Origin of the sequence: Pseudomonas caspiana (assembly GCF_040224095.2) — a bacterium.
Taxonomy (GTDB): Bacteria; Pseudomonadota; Gammaproteobacteria; order Pseudomonadales; family Pseudomonadaceae; genus Aquipseudomonas; species Aquipseudomonas caspiana.
Window position 1 is genome coordinate 5,310,456 of the sequence record NZ_CP167995.1, and the last position, 18,137, is coordinate 5,328,592.

The 18,137-nt window shown below is 52.8% G+C and carries 16 protein-coding genes; 13 read left to right on the top strand and 3 right to left on the bottom strand.

The genetic code is table 11. The features are described from left to right. Nucleotides 1–297: 297 nt before the first annotated feature. The 12 genes from ABRP31_RS24115 to nadE all read left to right on the top strand — a co-directional run bounded on the left by ABRP31_RS24115 (nt 298) and on the right by nadE (nt 13,189). On the top strand, nt 298–1,812 hold the full coding sequence (locus tag ABRP31_RS24115; RefSeq protein WP_349971923.1) for a hypothetical protein: 1,515 nt from the start codon (nt 298–300) through the stop codon (nt 1,810–1,812). Between the two features lie 459 nt (nt 1,813–2,271). After that, a complete protein-coding gene (locus ABRP31_RS24120) occupies nt 2,272–3,642 on the top strand; it encodes an AMP-binding protein (RefSeq protein ID WP_349971938.1) in 1,371 nt (456 codons plus the stop codon). A gap of 12 nt (nt 3,643–3,654) precedes the next feature. Continuing rightward, nucleotides 3,655–4,209: an acetyltransferase gene (locus tag ABRP31_RS24125; RefSeq protein WP_349971922.1), complete on the top strand. Its 555-nt coding sequence runs from the start codon at nt 3,655–3,657 to the stop codon at nt 4,207–4,209. Further along, a complete protein-coding gene (locus ABRP31_RS24130) occupies nt 4,202–4,888 on the top strand; it encodes an iron-containing redox enzyme family protein (protein WP_349971921.1) in 687 nt (228 codons plus the stop codon). The genes ABRP31_RS24125 and ABRP31_RS24130 overlap by 8 nt, the downstream gene beginning before the upstream one ends. Nucleotides 4,889–4,892: 4 nt before the next feature. Continuing rightward, nucleotides 4,893–5,504: a flavodoxin family protein gene (locus tag ABRP31_RS24135; protein ID WP_349971919.1), complete on the top strand. Its 612-nt coding sequence runs from the start codon at nt 4,893–4,895 to the stop codon at nt 5,502–5,504. A gap of 7 nt (nt 5,505–5,511) precedes the next feature. Then, nucleotides 5,512–6,396 (top strand): EamA family transporter, encoded by an 885-nt coding sequence (locus ABRP31_RS24140; protein WP_349971918.1) that lies wholly within the window; start codon nt 5,512–5,514, stop codon nt 6,394–6,396. Nucleotides 6,397–6,423: 27 nt separating this feature from the next. Next, nucleotides 6,424–7,299, top strand: a complete 876-nt coding sequence (locus ABRP31_RS24145) for an alpha/beta hydrolase (RefSeq protein ID WP_349971917.1) — start codon at nt 6,424–6,426, stop codon at nt 7,297–7,299. A 538-nt stretch (nt 7,300–7,837) separates the two neighbouring features. Next, complete coding sequence (locus ABRP31_RS24150) at nt 7,838–9,310, top strand: anthranilate synthase component I family protein (RefSeq protein ID WP_349971916.1); 1,473 nt, start codon at nt 7,838–7,840, stop codon at nt 9,308–9,310. After that, entirely contained in the window at nt 9,307–9,900 is a 594-nt protein-coding gene (locus ABRP31_RS24155) for an aminodeoxychorismate/anthranilate synthase component II (protein WP_349971915.1), read from the top strand. The genes ABRP31_RS24150 and ABRP31_RS24155 overlap by 4 nt, the downstream gene beginning before the upstream one ends. Before the next feature lie 84 nt (nt 9,901–9,984). Continuing rightward, on the top strand, nt 9,985–10,752 hold the full coding sequence (locus ABRP31_RS24160) for a LuxR family transcriptional regulator (protein ID WP_349971914.1): 768 nt from the start codon (nt 9,985–9,987) through the stop codon (nt 10,750–10,752). A gap of 363 nt (nt 10,753–11,115) precedes the next feature. Further along, nucleotides 11,116–12,315 (top strand): nicotinate phosphoribosyltransferase, encoded by a 1,200-nt coding sequence (gene pncB, locus ABRP31_RS24165; protein WP_349971913.1) that lies wholly within the window; start codon nt 11,116–11,118, stop codon nt 12,313–12,315. A gap of 46 nt (nt 12,316–12,361) precedes the next feature. Continuing rightward, nucleotides 12,362–13,189: an ammonia-dependent NAD(+) synthetase gene (gene nadE, locus ABRP31_RS24170; RefSeq protein ID WP_087269831.1), complete on the top strand. Its 828-nt coding sequence runs from the start codon at nt 12,362–12,364 to the stop codon at nt 13,187–13,189. Nucleotides 13,190–13,437: 248 nt separating this feature from the next. Here the strand turns inward: nadE and azu are convergent, their stop codons facing one another. Then, nucleotides 13,438–13,884, bottom strand: a complete 447-nt coding sequence (gene azu, locus ABRP31_RS24175) for an azurin (RefSeq protein WP_349971912.1) — start codon at nt 13,882–13,884, stop codon at nt 13,438–13,440. 404 nt (nt 13,885–14,288) lie between these two features. On the opposite strand from azu, the gene ABRP31_RS24180 reads away from it, so the two are divergent. Then, the gene (locus tag ABRP31_RS24180; RefSeq protein ID WP_087269837.1) at nt 14,289–14,483 is read left to right on the top strand and encodes a hypothetical protein; all 195 of its coding nucleotides are present in this window, start codon (nt 14,289–14,291) and stop codon (nt 14,481–14,483) included. Between the two features lie 85 nt (nt 14,484–14,568). Here ABRP31_RS24180 and ABRP31_RS24185 read toward each other — a convergent pair whose 3' ends face one another. Both ABRP31_RS24185 and ABRP31_RS24190 read right to left on the bottom strand, forming a co-directional pair. After that, entirely contained in the window at nt 14,569–15,462 is an 894-nt protein-coding gene (locus ABRP31_RS24185) for a transglutaminase family protein (protein WP_087269840.1), read from the bottom strand. Next, a complete protein-coding gene (locus tag ABRP31_RS24190) occupies nt 15,462–17,957 on the bottom strand; it encodes a circularly permuted type 2 ATP-grasp protein (protein WP_349971911.1) in 2,496 nt (831 codons plus the stop codon). Before ABRP31_RS24190 ends, ABRP31_RS24185 begins: the two co-directional genes overlap by 1 nt. Nucleotides 17,958–18,137: the final 180 nt, after the last annotated feature.

An 18,137-nucleotide genomic window follows, 5' to 3' on the forward strand; every position in this document is an offset into this window, starting at 1 on the left:
TTCGCCAACAAGTTGCCTCCTACCTGACACCCCACCAAACGGTAGGAGCGAACTTGTCCGCGAAGCGGCAGACCTGATTCACCGCGTAAACCTTTCGCCAACAAGTTGCCTCCTACCTGACACCCCACCAAATCCTGACGCCAGCATTACGGCTGCTTCCACCCACCAAATAGTTTTTTATGGCTGTGTGCTGCTCCGGCGTTGAACCTATATTCCAGCAACCTTGGGTAGAAGCTTTCGCGTCTGCATGTCGATCGCTCCGTAGTTTCCTGACTTGATCTCCTGACAGGTGACGCTATGGCGACAACTCATATTGCAGAGGCAAACTCCCAGACCTGGCTCAATGACAGGCATCTGACGGTTATCCTGCTCGTGTTGCCAGTGATGCTGATGACGCTGGCGATCCTGATCAACAACCACGGGATGTTCATCTACACGCTGGACGATCCCTACATTCACCTCGCGCTGGCCAAACAAATGTTCAGCGGCCATTACGGTATCAATCCAGGCGAGTTTTCGGCGCCGTCCTCAAGCATTCTCTGGCCATTCCTGCTCGCACCTTTTGCCGTTTTTGGTAGCGGGATGGTCTTCGCGCCGTTCTTCCTGAATGTGATTTTTGCGCTCCTGACTATCGGTCCGCTTATCAAGTTGCTCGACGGTCTGCATCCGATCAGCAAAGTTTTCATTCTCGGCGGTTTCTTCCTTGCCACTAATCTCTATGGTCTGATTTTCGCAGGGATGGAGCACACGCTGCAGGTCTATCTTGTGACCTTGATAGCCTGCGCGATGGTGAAAAGGGAGTTTGGCCAGATAGCCATAACTCCCCTGACCGTCTACGTCGCGCTGATTTTATTGCCACTGGTGCGCTATGAAGGACTGGCCGTTTCGCTGCCAGTGCTGGCTTATCTGTTCTGGCATGGCGAACGACGCGCGACAGTCGTCAGCGCAGCCCTCATCGGTGCGCTGGTCATCGCGTTCTCACTGTTTCTCAGTCGTCTGGGGCTGGGCTATATACCTTCTTCCGTGCAGGCAAAAACCGGTACTGGGCTGGCCGCACTGTTCTTCAACCTCACCAATCAGCTCGACGCCTATGGCTGGGTCTTGCTCGCCCAGTTGTTCGTGTGCGTGCTGTTCTTCGACAGAAAGCCGCTGATTCTTATGCTGCTTACAGTGGCCGCACTGCACACGCTGTTTGGTCGGTCCGGGCAAGGCCGTTATGAAGCCTATTGGCTAACCTTTGTTGGCGTGTTCGTGATTTACGCCTGTGTCACGCGCATGAGTGAGCGTTACATGACTGCGCTGTTCGCCATGCTACCGGTTGCCTTTGCGATTCCCGTGTACACGACGCTGCGGGTGCCTCTTTCCTCGGCAGCGATTTATAACCAGCAGTATTCCAGCGCAGAGATTGTCCGGGCATTGGGCGAACCGGTTGCCGTCAATGACTTGGGCCTGGTGGCGCTCAATGGCAATCAATACATCCTGGATTTGTGGGGACTGGGCAGCATCCAGGCGCTGCACTATCGGAAGACGCGCAACGACGTTGACTGGATGACAACCCTGATGGACGAGAAACACGTGCATTACGCGTTTGTTTACAACGAGTGGTTCCCCGAAAGGCCGAAGAACTGGATTGAAGTGGCAGAGATGCGCCTGACCATCCCTCGCGCCTCGGCCGCAGCATCCAGCGTTTTTTACTACGCCACGGACGAAGAATCAGCGAAAAAGCTCAAGGCCGTGATGGAGCGATTTCGTGATGAAACACCCAACGGGAAATTCACTCTGAGTTTTCCGGTGGTTGCGGCGGTGCGGTAAGTCGCTACGCGTAGTGACCAAAATACCCAGCTTGCAGCAGTTTTCACACGGTCTACAAGACCGGCTTCAGCCGAGAGACGCTGGAACATGAGCGACACACTCATCGTCCGGGTTCACGTCCCGTGGGTAAAGCCGGTCCGATTACAGCGGCTTTACCTGGCGACTTACCGGTACATTCGCGACATATTCTTCAGCGGAAGAACCTCCTTCCAGCCAAGCCAGCCTTACAGAACACGTTGATTACTCATCGTTGGAACACTCGACACGCTTGCTGAATGACATTAGGTAGTTTTGACATCTAATTGAGGGTCGCGCGGCAATAAGCTATCACCCAACATCTCATCTGACAGATTAGTCCAAGCACATTATCCCACTCACTACAACTGCCAAATCAGACAGGTATATCGCTCTTCGCAGCTTGTTAATGTTCGCGCATTGAGAGGAACAGCTGTAATGGCGATGAGGAAGCAAGTTGTGGGTACGAGAAAAGTGTTTGACGAGTTCACCGTTAGGTATGACGATATTCATAGAGCGTACTGGACCAATACGATTAGTGAAGACGACCTCACGCTCTGGCATGAAGAACGGCTCAAAAAAGTCTTTTGTCACGTTAAAAGCCAATCCGTTTTTTATAGTAAGCACTTTAAAAATATTGATGTCGAGAACGTCACATTAGCGAATCTTTCCTCGCTACCCTTTACCACCAAGGATGATTTGAGAGCTTCCATGCTGGACATCTTGTCCGGCACACTGGAGGACAGCATTTACTATTATGAAACCACCGGCACAACCGGTTCAGCGACCCCTTGTCCGCGAGATAAAAAAGAGAGCTATGCAAATAACAAACAACTCTCTATGGCTTATCAGGGTGTACTGGAAAAACACTTCCCAGCAGGCAAAACTGTTGTAGGAATCATGGGACCGACCGAGGTGCATTCCTTTGGTGATACGCTGGGTGAGGTATGCGATCAGCTAGGCGTTTGTAACGCAAAAATCTGGCCACACTCCCCGGTCATAGGCTATCCCAAGACGCTCCAGTTGATGAAGGACTTGCGTATTGGCGTCGTTGCTTCTGCACCGGGACTGCTGCTCGCACTGGCAAAAGAGGCTGAGCGGCTGGGCTTTAATCCGCGCGAGGACTTTTATTTGCGGGCGTTCATGATGAGCGGTGAGCTTTGTACGCCAGCTCTGAAGAACAATTTGTACAGCCTATGGGGGTGTGAGGCCTACAACAGTCTTTACGGCTCACAGGAAGCAATGATTATTGCCGCAGCCAATACTAATGACCAACTGATGCCTCATAGGCTCAATTATATTATTGAAGTTTTGGATCCGAATACCGGCGAAAGTCTGGGTGACAGCGGTGAAGGTGAGCTGTGCGTCACAATGCTAATCGACGGTATAAAACCATTGATTCGCTACCGCACGGGTGATTTGGTTTGCATTCAAAAAGCAGCCAAACAACCGATTGCATTGGCACAAGTAATGAAAGTGGTCGGGCGTGTCAAAGACGCGATGATTCTTAACGGCAAGGCCTTCACGGCTGGTCATATCGAGCAGGCATTGCTTGAAGGTGTCGAGCAATGCTTGGGCTATCAGATTGTCATCAACTGTGTGAATGGCGCTGACACTGTGATCGCCAAAATGGAAATGTCTCGTTTTTATCGGGGCGACCGCAGTCAACTGACCTTGATGGCGCGTGAACGCGTACGCGAACGCCTAGGAGTTGAAACAACAATCATGATTGTAGATGACTTGGATGACCATGTAAATCTGGGTAGTTGGTTCAGTTGGAAAGAGGCCCGAATTATTGACCAGCGAGGCCGATAGGTTATGCACGGTATGAATATGTCTGTGCAAGTCGTATCGGTGAAAAGTGAACTCTTCCATAAAGTGCGTGCTTTAAGGTCTCGCTACATTGGTGACAATCCGGCCAATGAAGAGAGTCACTGTGATGCCGAAATATTGCGCGACACCTACTCCTATCACATGGCTTATCTGGATGGGGCCGATATTGTCGGTGCAATCCGTATAACGCCACTAGGGCATGGCATAAGCTTTGTCGAGCGGGTTGTTGAGGTGGGAACCTACTTTACTCATCCAATGGATTCGTTTGATGCAAACCGTCTTGTGTTGGATGAGCGATACAGGGGCGGTATACACCTAAGGTTCTTTCTTCTGCAAGCAGCTATCTGGTTAAAGGCCAACACTCATTTTCGATACATTTCAGCTTTATGCCGAGCACGCTTGGCTGCGTTGTATGTCGATATCGGCGGACATGTTTTAGCAAGCGATGTTACCTGGAGAAATTTTCATTCAGCACGTGATTACAGCTTAATTTATCTTGAATTAGAAACCGTCTTTAACACTATAAATGGGAACGTAGCTCATGGATAATTTCTTCAAAGAACTAGATCTGATTGTGGACAATGGTTGGGCCAAAATTAAACAAGGTCGCTACTGGAATCGCAGCCTCGAACAACCTATTACTGTCGATTTTTATCAACAGGTGATGCTCCAGATTTACCATTACACCCGATTCAACTCAATCAATCAGGCAGCCTGTGCATTTAGCGCAGACCCGGGCCAGACGACGCTGCTACGCTTCATTTACAAGCATGCTCTTGAAGAACTGGGCCATGAGAAAATGGTCATTCGTGATCTGGAGTCAATCGATGCTTTGCCTACTACGCTGCCGTCGCCACTTCCTCCCACGCAGGCGCTGATAGCTTATCTGAGCGACGTGGCCATTCGCTTAGGACCTATTGCGCGCTTGGGGTACAGTTATTGGGCGGAAGATGTTTATGACCACATACAGCCAATACTTAATAAATTTCGTGAAGACCTCGGGCTCAAAGACGAGCAAATGACGTTCTTTGTCGCCCATTCGTCCATTGATGAAAAGCATTCCGAAGAAGTGCGCTTGGCAATACAACGCGCTGTGACAACGGATGAAGACAGGGCACAGATCAAAGAAGTAGCGAGGGTAACGTTGTACCTCACGGGTCAGCTGTTGGAAGAGTCGTTGCTGGAATTTGAACGTCTGATCGACGCGCCATTGGCCAAGGCGTCCTGAACTGATGAAGTTAATCGTCATTGTCGGCTCAAGCCGGTCGCACGGGGCCAGTAGTCGGGTGGTGTCGATGATTCGACTCCACCTTGAGGGACGCGCATCGGTCAAGGATCTCTGGCTGCGCGATTATCGTATCGACTACTGCGACGCCGATAATGCCTGCTCAAAAAGCGATTGTTCTCTGCCAGATGAGGTCGCCGCGATAGTTAATGAAATGGTAGCGGCCGACGCCGTTCTATACCTGCCAGTTATGCATGCCTATGGAACCAACAGTCGCTTTCAAGCGTTTTTGGAGCGGGTGGGATATGGCTTCATGCGTCCGCGAGAGCGGCCATTGCGAGACAAGCTCGCAGCGGTGGTGGTAGTAGGACGTAGATATGGTCACACGGCGGTATTTGGCCAAGTGGTGCTAAACGTCCTACTGAACAAAATGGTGTTGGTCGGTTCGGGGTTTCCAGCCACATTCAACACACAAATGGCTCAAGATCCGGAAGCAGAACAAGCATTGCGAGAAACCCTGGACCGCCTCTTGGAGTTCTATCAAAAGTTAAACCAACAGCCCCGTCACGGCGTCGAGCGCTTGCGACTGCTCAAGCAAGTCCAATTTCAAACGGGATGATGGATAAATGCCTATTCGAGATTCATTAATAGCAGTGTTGGTAGCGTTCCTATGGGGAGCGCAAGTCACAGCAGTCAAAATTGGCGGACTAGAGTTTCCACCTATCTTCATGGTAGCTATGCGCTTCACCTTGATGGCAGCGGTATTAGTACCATTTTGTGGATTTCCCAAGCGTAGCGAACTGCCTCAGGTGATCTGGATCGCTTCCCTTGTAGGGGCGCTTCATTTCGGGTTGCTTTATAGCGGCATTTCGCAAGTAGATGCTTCGACGTCCGCCGTCGCTTACCAACTGGCAACACCTTTTACTTTGTTGCTGGCATTTGTGGTTCTGGGGGAGCGCATCACGCTCCCCGTCGCAGCAGGGATTGTCATCGCACTTCTTGGCGTGCTGACGGTGTTGGGTGGGGTCGGCAAGGGTGGTGAGTTGTCGGGAATATTGATGGTAATTGCTGCCGCTTTCGTCTTCGCCGCGGGTACGTTGCTAACCAAGCAGTGGGGACCTTTCAATCCGGTGGCAATAACCGCGTGGACGGCCTTGGTTGCTGCGCCTGAGTTGTTGATTGTTTCGGCTGCAGTTGAGGGACCTGCATGGGGTTCAGTCCTGACGGCCAGCCCAATAGCATGGGCTGCGGTTCTATATACGGCCATCAGCGGCGGGTTAATTGGGTTTGGCCTCTGGTATTGGCTTTTGGGCAGACACCCGGTCCAGCGCCTTGCGCCGTTTCTGTTATTGGTGCCGGTGTTTGCGGTCGCAGTCAGTCAGTTTCTATTGAAAGAAGGTCTATCGCTCAGCCTTGTCGTCGGCGGCGCGGCAGTTTTGCTCGGAGTCGGGCTATGCCAAGCACGGCTACCGCCCAAGCAGACTTGCGTGGGCAACAACCCATCTGATTGATCAATGAGTCTGTTAAGAGGTTTTTTCATGAATTGGCCAGGTCAGTTAGTCCTGCTCGCATTGCGTAAGCAAACCCGGTTTCGCCACAAGCTCAAAATCGAGCACTGGAAAGCAGATGGGTATCAAATCGCGTATTTGCAATCGAACGGCTTTGAAGCCGGTCCCACTTTGGTGTTCCTCCATGGATTAGGGGCCAGTAAAGATCAGTGGGGGACGCAGATTTATTCGCTGGCGGACGCTTACAATTGCATTTTTCTGGACCTTCCAGGTGAGGGTGAATCCTCATTCGACAGTGCGCAAAATTATAGCCCTGAGGATCAAGTCGAGCGGCTGAAAGCATTTTTTGATGCGCTACCCATTAAGGGTGTCATATTGATTGGCAGCTCCATTGGTGGCTGCATTGCCTGCCTCTACGCAGCCACTTATCCAGCAGAGGTATCCCATCTGATCGCAATGTCGCCTGCTGGCTTGCCAGCTGCAAAGCTTAGCCCTGCCATGAAGCAGTATTTTGAGTCTGGAACTCATCCGTTTGGCTACCGGACAGTCAGAGAAATGCAGGCGTTTTGGGAGATCGTATTTACTCACACACCAAAAATCCCTGGATTTCTGGCGAAGGCGCTAGCTATTAATGGTGAGCTTCGCCATGAAAAGGTCGGAAAAATACTACGAGACTTCGAACGCACCGGATTGTATCCACTCCCACAACGGCTGGCTGAAGTCCAGGCCCGGACCTTAATTTTATGGGGAAACAAAGATCGCGTTTTTGATATTTCCTGCATAGATGAGATTGATAACCTCCTTCCCCACGCAAGCGTATGCATCATTGAGGGTGCGGGACATATTCCATATCTAGAATGTGGTGAGCAAACTCTGGATGCCATCCATCGATTCCTAGAACGATAGCCATTTCACATCATTTAATATCGCTGTTACAAATACTCTGTCAATTGCAGGTTGACCCTTTTTTAACCATTCCGTAGTATCCAACTGTCATTCAGGAATAGATCCTGCAATGTCTTTAAGACACAGGAAGTCTAAAATGTATTACCGACTATCAGTGCGGAAACATTCTCCCGGATCCTCATCCGAGTTCAACACTGCCTTTCTTTCGGTATTCAAAAGCAATATCTGGCGTCGCTAATTCGGCAATCGCCGGTGTCTTGCTGTCTGCTTCAGTCAAACACCCAAAACAACGGTTAATTAGATAGCCAAGTGCCCTATTCAGTGTTTCATGGCCGCTCGCATGAAATCAGAATACCCGGAGGCGCGGTAAAGTTTTGCCTATTTCCCAGGCAGTTCTTTGAGCGACCGTGTTCGCCTTTCTGATTAATGGTGAGACATACATCTAATTGAAATTAAATTTGAATGATTGGCGCCCGAGAAAATGTCGGCGCACTTGAAGCCAACCCGAAAGATATGACAAAAATAAAGGTGCGATACAATGAATAAGGTAAACGTCGACATTAGCGTTCAGCTACACACTGAGCGCTTGAAATGCAACCCGCTGGCTGTATATGAGACTGCCGTCAAGTCGCTTGGGTCCGAGGGCGCTTTTATTCTCGAATCTCTATCTGGCCCCAGTCGAGATCGCAAAGCAACCATTGTAGGGATGGAGCCATTATTATCGGTAAATATTTATGAGGGACATGCAACGTTTGAGGGCAATGAGCGACTGACGACTCATTTAAGAAGCTCATTGAGTGAACAGGGATTCTTCCTGTGCGAACATAAGCGAGTCGATATTGCTTCGAACGATGCCGTATGGGACTTACTGCGCGCCGTACAAGCTCCCTTCAGTGTTCCAAACCAGACGAACCCCAGCCTAGCTTTTTTTGGGTATCTTTCTTATGACAGTGTTCGGTTTGTCGAGGATATTCCTGAAGTTACCGAAAGAACCAATGAATATCCGATTATTGCCTTGACTGTATTCCAGACCCTGGTGTATTTCCACGCTAACGGGACTGTAGATCTTATGATCAATAATTGTCCTCTGTGGAAAATACGCAACGCTGAAGACTATGCCGCGCTATTGACAGATGCCGTAGCTATTCAGGCCTCCGACACGATTACTTACCCCGCTGTCACAATTGCCCGTGATACTGTGGAAAAAGAGCAGTTCCTTTGCTGGGTCGATAAGGCGCTTGAGCACATTCGCCAAGGTGATATCTATCAAATTCAGCTGGGTCACGAAGTGCAAGTTGATACACCGGTCAACCCATTTGACGTGTATCGGGCATTGCGCAAAAACAACCCTTCACCCTACATGTACCTAGCAAATCTGGGGGGGGTCGACCTGATCGGCGCCAGCCCCGAACTCTTTGTTCGGATCAAAGACGATCTGATCGAGATGAGACCCATCGCAGGAACCGTGGGAAAAATACCCAATGTTTCCTCAAGCGAGTTGATCTTGAGCATGACACGCTCTGAAAAAGAGCGCGCAGAGCACTTAATGCTGGTGGACCTGTGCAGAAACGATATCGGTCGCGTCTGTCAGCCAGGATCACTTGAAGTCGATGAATTGATGCTGGTAGAAGAGTATTCCCACCTCTATCACATGGTGTCAAACGTTCGCGGGTTAGTACGAAAAGGATTCGATGCCTTTGACGTCATCAAGGCTTCTTTCCCCGCGGGAACCATGACGGGCGCACCGAAAATTCGGGCGATGCAGATTATCGAGAGTATTGAAAACAACCGCCGTGGAATCTATGCAGGCGCGGTAGGCCTGATCGGATTCGACGGCAGTGTGAACACAGCCTTGTGTATCCGATCAGCGGTACATAAAGAGGGCACCTATTACTTGAGGGCTTCCGCGGGGATCGTCGCAGATTCAGTTCCAGATAAGGAATGGATTGAAACATTCTACAAAATGGGATCTGTTTACCGCGCAGTTACCGGAAAGGAGATGCTGCGATGAAAGTTTTCCTGATTGATGCTTACGACAGCTTTGTATTTATTATCAGTCAGTACCTGGAGCAGTTGGGCCTGGAAACTCATATAGAGCGCAATGATTTTCCAGACCTGATCAAAAAAATTGAGGCCTATGCACCCGACTTTTGCGTACTAGGCCCTGGGCCTGGCCATCCACAGGATGCCGGTTATCTCGAAGTGATCCAGCACTTTAAAGGGCGTTTGCCCATATTAGGGGTATGCCTTGGGCACCAAGCTATTGGTCTGGCTTTCGGTGGATCGATTATTCGGGCTAACCATGTCATGCATGGAAAGATCAGTTCGATAAACAATGACGGCCTGGGTATATACACCCATACAAAGGGTAAGTCAATCAAGGCAACACGTTACCATTCGCTAATTATTGATGAAAAAAGCCTGACCAAAGAGCTAGTTGTAACATCGACCTCGAATGATGACGGGTACATTATGGGAGTGCGGCATTTTTTGTACCCAATTGAGGGCGTGCAGTTTCATCCCGAGAGCATATTAACGGAGGATGGAATCAGAATATTCAAAAGCTTTATAGAGCAACACTGCCTAAACCACAGGGTATAAACGTTGAGCAAAGTGGCATCTACTGCAACTCCCGAACTCAGCACTGTATCGCATTGAAATTTTTATGGGCGGAAGGAACTCATCGTGGATGGCTTATCGAAATATAGAAAAAAACACGCATCCTTGAAAACTAATTTCGAAAATGTTTGGGAGGACTTTTCCACGTTAGCAAAGCAATTACATCGGCGCGACTGGGAAAGCCAGCTGCGGGTGGTACTGCGTCGAATTGGCTATGACAGCTACTTATTTAGCTTGGGGCCTCCTACAACAGATGATCCTTTTAACAAGATTATTACAACTTATCCTTCGGGCTGGCTCAAAAAATACAAGGAGGAAAACTTTATTCAGATAGATCCAATAATAAAGCATTGCCGCCACCATTTCGTACCGCTTTTCTGGGGGAACGCCCGGCGGCGGGCGCAGGGCAGGTCTAACGAGTTCTGGAAGGCGCGGGAGGGGTACGGGTTATTGCGAGGGATAAGTATTCCACTTCGACGCAACGAAATGGTCGGATCTCTGAATGTGGCTCAGTGCATGAATTTTACTGACGAGTTGGACGATGATCTGAATGCGCCACTAGGGAAGCTGTTCATGCTTGTTCCTTTCCTTCTAGAAGGTTCACAAAAGCATCTGAAGATATCAGACAAACAAATCTGTAGCCTGACCTTGCGAGAGTCTGAAGTGCTGAAATGGTCAGGAGTTGGCAAAACAACTTGGGAGATGAGTTACATACTGGGCTGCTCGGAGCGCACCATCAATTATCACATCGCCAATGCAAGTCGGAAACTGGGCTCTTTCAGTCGCCAGCAAGCAGTAGGCGTAGCGTTGGCGCAAGGATTGATTTCACTGTAACAGCCACCCTTTCAAAGCCTTCGTTCAGAATCGTTTATCCGCTTCTGCAACCTTCAGTATCAAAACAAAACGTAGATTTTCAAATCAGCTGAATCTGCAGAGCCAGCTATAGCGGGGAGACGGCGAATGGTGATCCACCCATATTTCGCAAGGGAAAACGTCCTCCCGGCTAAAGCCGGGCATGCAAAGTGAACTGCTCCTACCAAAGAAAACTGCCCCTATCCCGCACTGACTGGCATTATGTCGGGCATTATCAACAACAAGCTCAATGAGCGCTCGATGGCTCTGCCACGGGACGCCCGTGACCACTTGATTCATTTTTGTTTGGCCGCGTCTGGCGGCCGGTCCTGCTGGAGCGACCCAATGAGCGAGAGCGCTTTCTCCAATCGCATCGTGCAAAACCTGCTCGACACCGATCTGTACAAACTGAGCATGATGCAGGCGGTATTGCACAACTACCCCAACGTCGACGTTGAGTGGGAGTTCCGCTGCCGTAATGGTGAGGACTTGCGCCCTTACCTGGGTGAAATCCAGCAACAAATCCAGAAACTGTGCGAACTGTCACTGGCGGCTCCGGAGCTGAACTTCCTGGAACGCATCAACTTCATGAAGCCAGACTTCCTGAGGTTTCTTGGCTTGTTCCGCTTCAACACCCGCTACGTCAAAACCACTATTGAAAATGATGAACTGTGCATTCGCCTGCAAGGGCCATGGCTGCATGTGATCCTCTTCGAGGTACCCGTGCTCGCGATCGTCAGCGAGGTGCGCAACCGCCATCGTCATCCTGAGATTCTGCTCAGCCAGGCGCGAGATCAGCTTTATCGCAAGTTCGACTGGCTCGCCGCCAACGCTGATGCTGACGAATTGGCCCAACTCAAGGTCGCGGACTTCGGTACCCGTCGGCGTTTTTCCTACCGCGTTCAGGAAGAAGTCGTCGACGTGCTCAAGCGTGACTTCCCTGGCCAGTTCGTCGGCACCAGTAATGTGCAACTGGCACGCAAGTTTGACCTGAAACCGTTGGGCACCATGGCCCACGAATGGATCATGGCTCATCAACAACTCGGGCCACGCCTGATCGACAGTCAGAGCGCCGCGCTTGACTGTTGGGTGCATGAATACCGGGGTTTGCTGGGTATTGCCCTGACAGACTGCATCACCACCGATGCCTTCCTGCGGGACTTCGATCTGTATTTCGCCAAACTCTTCGACGGTCTGCGCCATGACTCCGGCGATCCGGTGAAGTGGGCCGAAAAATGCATCTCGCACTATCAGAAGCTGGGGATTGACCCTATGAGCAAGACGCTGGTGTTCTCTGACGGCCTGACTTTACCCAAGGCGCTGGAAATATTTCGTGCGTTGCGCGGTCGCATCAATGTCAGCTTCGGAATAGGCACTAACCTGACCGCAGACATACCGGGCGTTGAACCCATGAGTATCGTCCTGAAAATGACCGCCTGCGCCGGACAGCCCGTTGCGAAAATTTCCGACGAGCCTGGCAAGACGCAATGCAAGGACCCCAATTTCGTCTCGTACCTGCGACATGTATTCAAAGTGGCGGATTAATCCGCAAACAGAATCCGTCGCCTCCATCCTTACCAAGGAGTGAATCATGCAAGCCGTACAGCTCCAGATTGCTGAGCAGCTCAAGGTCCAACCACCTTTCGCCGACGAAAACGCACTTCAGGCCGAGGTAGCCCGGCGTATCGTTTTCATTCAGGACTGCCTGACCAACGCTCGACTCAAGACCCTTGTATTGGGCATCAGCGGCGGGGTGGACTCATTGACCGCGGGGTTGCTGGCTCAGCGCGCCGTTGAAGAACTGCGGTCCACAACCGGTGACGAAAGCTACCAATTTATCGCTGTACGCTTGCCTTACCTCGTCCAGCATGACGAACACGAAGCTCAGGCGTCGGTGGACTTCATCAATCCGGACATACGCCACACGGTGAACATCGGCGGCGCGGTCAAAGCGATGGCGAGCGAGATCAAGGCGTTCGAAGGCCAGCATGCCAGCGCTGTGGATTTCGTACTCGGCAACACCAAAGCGCGCATGCGCATGGTCGCGCAGTACACCATCGCTGGCGCTCATCAGGGTCTGGTGATCGGGACCGATCATGCAGCGGAAGCCGTGATGGGTTTCTTCACCAAATTTGGCGACGGCGCTTGTGACCTCGCACCACTGAGCGGGCTGGTAAAAAATCAGGTTCGCGCGATAGCCCGTCACTTCGGTGCGCCGGAGTCGCTGGTCGAGAAAGTGCCGACAGCCGACCTGGAAGACCTGATGCCAGGCAAGCCGGACGAAGCGTCACACGGCGTGACTTACGCCGAGATCGACGCCTTCCTGCACGGTGAGCCAGTGCGTGAAGAAGCGTTCAAGATCATTTGCGACACCTACGCCAAAACCCAGCACAAACGGGAATTGCCGTACGCGCCTTGATGCGGGCGAGGCCCCTGCAGGAGTGAACTTGTTCGCGAGGCGTGTTACCTGACACACCGCCTCGCAAACAAGTTATCAAACAACATGCAATCCAGTGGATTGAAATGCATTTTCTGTAGGAGCTGCCGAAGGCTGCGAAGCATTTCTCCTGATACACCGCGATCGCAGCCTTCGGCAGCTCCTACAGGTCCAATCCTTGCCGCAAGACAGCGCGGCACCATGGACCCGGGATGCTCTTGAGGGAACGCTTACTTCAGCGTCACAGTGCCCTTCATCATGCTGATGTGGCCTGGGAACGAGCAGAAGAAGCCATACTTTTCAGCCGGATCCAGCTTCGACACATCGAAGGTCACCGAATCCGTCTCGCCAGCGCCAATCACTTTGGTGTGCGCGATGATGCGAGCGTCGCCTTCTTTCAGGTACTGCTTGTCGATACCTGCACCCAGGCCATCAGTAGCGATAGCCTGCATGTCTGCTTCTTTGCTCAGCACCCAGTTATGGCCCATGACGTTCTTTGGCAGGCTGCCGGAATGGGTCAGATTTACAGTGAACGTTTTGCAGCTTTTATCGATTTCAACGGCCTTGGTGTTGAAGGACATTTGATCAGTGGAGTCGACATCTACACTGCACTCTGCCGCCAGCAAATGCCCGCTGGCCAATGTCAGCAGGGATACAGCAACAAGCTTGCGAATCATGGTGAATCTCCAAGGCTGGGTATTTTGTTGATTACGGCAAGACTGCCTGATAAGTCGCCAGGTTCCAATGACCTGCGTCAACAAGGCTCAGTGGCAATCAGCTATCGGATCCATCGAAACAATCTAAGAGCGCTATGTCGGTCGCCCGCGCAAGATGCCTCATCGCCATCTTTCAGGAAGGTCATCATGCAGCTCAACAGTCTTTTCCGTAGTTTGCTCGCGGCTTACGCTTGCGGTGCCACCGGCAGCTATGCAGAGGAATCAAACCGGGTTTAATGACGACTTAAAGACGAAAAGCCGCACTGGGGAATTAAGGCTTTGGACCGGAGGACATACAACGCCGTGTGCCCGACGCCTTTCTCAGGCAGAATGACGCCATTAATCGCCTTAAAAGAGGATCGCCCATGGCTAAACCTAACTACTCCTTCGCGAAACGTCAGCGAGATCTGGCTAAAGAGCAGAAGAAAGAGGAAAAGCTACAGCGCAAAAATGCTGCCCTGGCCGAAACCAGTACTGAAGGCGAGACCGAGGCATCTGACGCGACCGATGAAGCTGCGCCAGTGGAACAGACCAGCACTGACGACAAGCCAGCTAGCTGAAATACTTTCTTGTTGGCGAAGCGGCGTGTCAGTCCCACCGCGTCGCCAACACGTTAGCTCCTACCGGTGGATAGCCATCGACACCTCACCCTTCGATCGGCATCACCGTCACCCGCACTTCAGGGTCATGACTGCCACCGCCAAGAATCACGCCGCGTAATGGCGATACATCTGAAAAATCCCGTCCCCAGGCCAGGCTGATATGCTCCAGCGCCGGCTGCACGTTATTGGTTGGATCGAAGTCCACCCACCCCAGCACCGGACAAAACACCGACACCCACGCATGGGAAGCATCCGCGCCGATCAGTCTCGGCTGGCCAGGTGGTGGCTGAGTCAGCAAATAACCACTGATGTATCGCGCCGACAAGCCACGTGAGCGCAAGCAGGCCAGCATCAAGTGGGCAAAGTCCTGACAGACGCCACGGCGTGTTTCCAACACTTCAACCAAGGGTGTTGCGACCTGTGTGGCTTCGCCGTCAAACGTGAACTCGGTGAAGATCTTCTCCATCAATGCCTGTACGCACCACATCAGCGGCTGACTCGGCACGAAGCAATCCGCCGAGAACTCGATGAACGATTGCTTCAAATGCACATAGGGCGACTCGAAACGATAGCGACAGGCTTCCATGATGTCCGCCGACATCGGCCGAGCGTTGTAGGTCATGATGCTGCGCGTCATTTCCCACGCGGGCGAATGATTGAAGTTAAGCGGCGCACGCTCAAGGACTTCGACCTGCAGGCGCGCATTGACCTCCAACTCATCATGAGGCCGCTCAAAAGCCAGACGCGTCAGCGGGTTGCCGAACACGTCGAACTCATCACGGCGAATCGTCGGAATCGGGCTGACCAGCAACTGCTGCTCAGTACAGCGCTGCCAGGGATTGGGTCGCGGCCACAGATGTGCCAACTGCTGGGCCAGCGAAACCGGGCTGTCGTATTTGTAATGCGTGTCGTGAAAAATCTGGTAACGGGCGCTCATCAGACAGACACCGTACGTTGGCTGATATCGTCGACGTGGGCAAAGTGACGCAAAGCCAATCGATCCGAAACTTGTGCGCTGGCATCGCCAATGCTTTGCAACATGTCTGCAAGGCCCTCTAACACCGCCTTGATACTGCTGTCACCAAACAAGGGGTTCTCCAGACAACCCAGGTCGAAACTCGACAGGCGTCGAACCAGCGTCCCCAGGCTCGCATCGCGAGGCGCGCCGAACTCTTCATTCAGACGATTCAGCGACTTGGAAACCAGTTTGAGCTGGAACAGCACAGCGTGAGGGTTCTGATCATCGAGCAACAGCAAGTCCAGCACCGGAATCAACTGCGGCACGGCCAGGTATCGCGAGCGGTAGGTAATGCTGCTGTTGCCCAGTTCGAGTAGCCATTCCAGACCAGCCTGATCGGTCACAGCAGCGCTGCGCAGGAACGCCGCCAGGCTATTGCTGAGAAACTTCAGACGCTCGATACGCCGACCTATCATCAAAAAGCGCCAGCCTTCGTCCCGGGTCATGTCATCCAGAGCAAACCCGGATAACGCTGCCAGCGACATGACCAGTCGGTTGAGGAAGTCCAACAGTTCGCCAAAATCCGGATCCTTGCTGTCCAGGCTAGTGGCTTCGCGCTGTAATTCGACCAGCGCCTGCCAGTTCTCCCGAGACAGCTTGCCGCGTACTTGCGAGGCCGCCCACTGCAAGCGCTGCAGGTTAGCGCGCAGGCTGAACGGCCACTCTTCGCCGAGAAGAGCCGCAAGCAGCCGCTCAGGCAACGTACCGCCCTCCTCCTCTTGAGGCAGCAGGTTCAGGCGCTCACCCAGCGCCACGGCGGCCTCAAGCGCTTCAGGATCGTCGCCATCCACATAACGGGTCAGCATGATGCGCAGCAAACGCGCACTGTTATCGCAACGCTCGCAATAACGGCCAAACCAGAAAAGGTTTTCTACTACGCGAGAGGGCAAATACGGGTCACGGCGGATCAAGTCATGCACGCCCAATGTGCGCTGGCTTTTCCAGGGCTCACCGGTTTGCGACAGTTCGCCCAGCACCCATGTGTCTTTACTGGCACCGCCGCGCTGCATCGAGACCACGTCGGCATCGGCTTCAGCAGCAACGCGAGTCAATCCGCCCGGCAAGACTCGGTAGCCTTCAGAACTGGCCACGGCATAAACACGCATGCCAATGGCACGAGGCTGTAATTGTTCGCCATCGGCCTGCCAGATCGGCGCGTGAGAGAGCTGCGCCAATTCCTGAGCCACGTAGGCGTAGGGTCTGGCCTGCATGCGCAGTGCGAGGGCTTCGCGCTGGGCTTTGTTCAAATCTCGACCGAATACCGGCGAGAAACTCTGGGAAGGGAAAGCGGGCTTGATCAACAAATCCGGCAGCTTCTCTAACGCCTGAGCCAATACGGGCGGCTCACCACACCACCAGGTCGCAACGGACGGCAGGATCAAGTCCTCGCCAAACAGGTGCTGGCAAATCTTCGGTAAAAATCCCAGCAGACCCGGTGACTCCAGCACGCCGCTGCCCAACGCATTGGCAACCAGCACTTTGCCCTGACGCACCGCTTCCAGCAGGCCCGGCACGCCGAGCGCGGAATCGGTGCGCAGCTCCAGCGGATCGCAGAAGTCATCATCCAGACGACGCATGATGGCGTGCACTCGACGCAGACCGCTGAGGGTCTTCAGATACACCGCTGCATCACGAACCGTGAGGTCGCCGCCTTCAACCAGTGGATAACCCAGCTGGCGCGCCAGATACAGATGCTCGAAATAGCTTTCGTTGAAGCGGCCCGGCGTCAACAACACGATTAACGGTGTTTCGTTATTGGCTGGCGCCTGGCGTGCCAGGGTTTCCTGCAACGTGCGGAAAAAACCGGACAGGTGCTGAACCTGCAAATCCCGATAGGTTTCCGGAAAAGCACGGGACACGATCTGACGGTTCTCCAGAGCGTAACCCGCACCGGACGGCGCTTGCGTACGATCTGCCGTCACCCACCAGCGACCATCAGGGGTGCGTGCCAGATCCACCGCGTACATGTGCAGGAACGCACCCTCCGGCGGGGTGATACCTTGGCAAGGCCAGAGGAAGTTGTTGTGACCGAACACCAGTTCGGCGGGCAGCAGGCCTTTTGCGATCAGCGTTTGCGGGCCATACAAGTCGGCCAATACCGCGTTGAGCACTTTCGCCCGTTGCGCAATACCGGCGGCAACCTGTTGCCATTCTTCGGCGGGAATCAGGTGCGGCAGAAGGTCCAGCTCCCACGGCCGGTCAGCGCCCTTGGGATCGGCATAGACGTTGTACGTCACGCCATTTTCCTGAATTTGCCGGGCCAACAGCGCCTGCCGCTGAATCAGTTGCGCGGGAGTGCTGCGCTGAAGGTGCTCATACATGCGCTGCCAATGGGGGCGAACGGCGCCATCGGCATCAAGCATTTCGTGATAGGTACCCGCGAACAACGGATATTGGTCAAGCAAGTCGCGCATGGAAAGCTCGGCAGAGACTAAAAATTTCAGAGTAGCGCAGTCGGATGTCAGCTGATGGTTAGCTGCTTGCGACTGGCGGAATCTCTTATACAAAACCGGATTCCCTGTAGGAGCGCACGAGCACCGCGAGGCCGCGATGACGGTGTGTCAGGCAGACCAACATCGCTGCCTCGTGGTGCT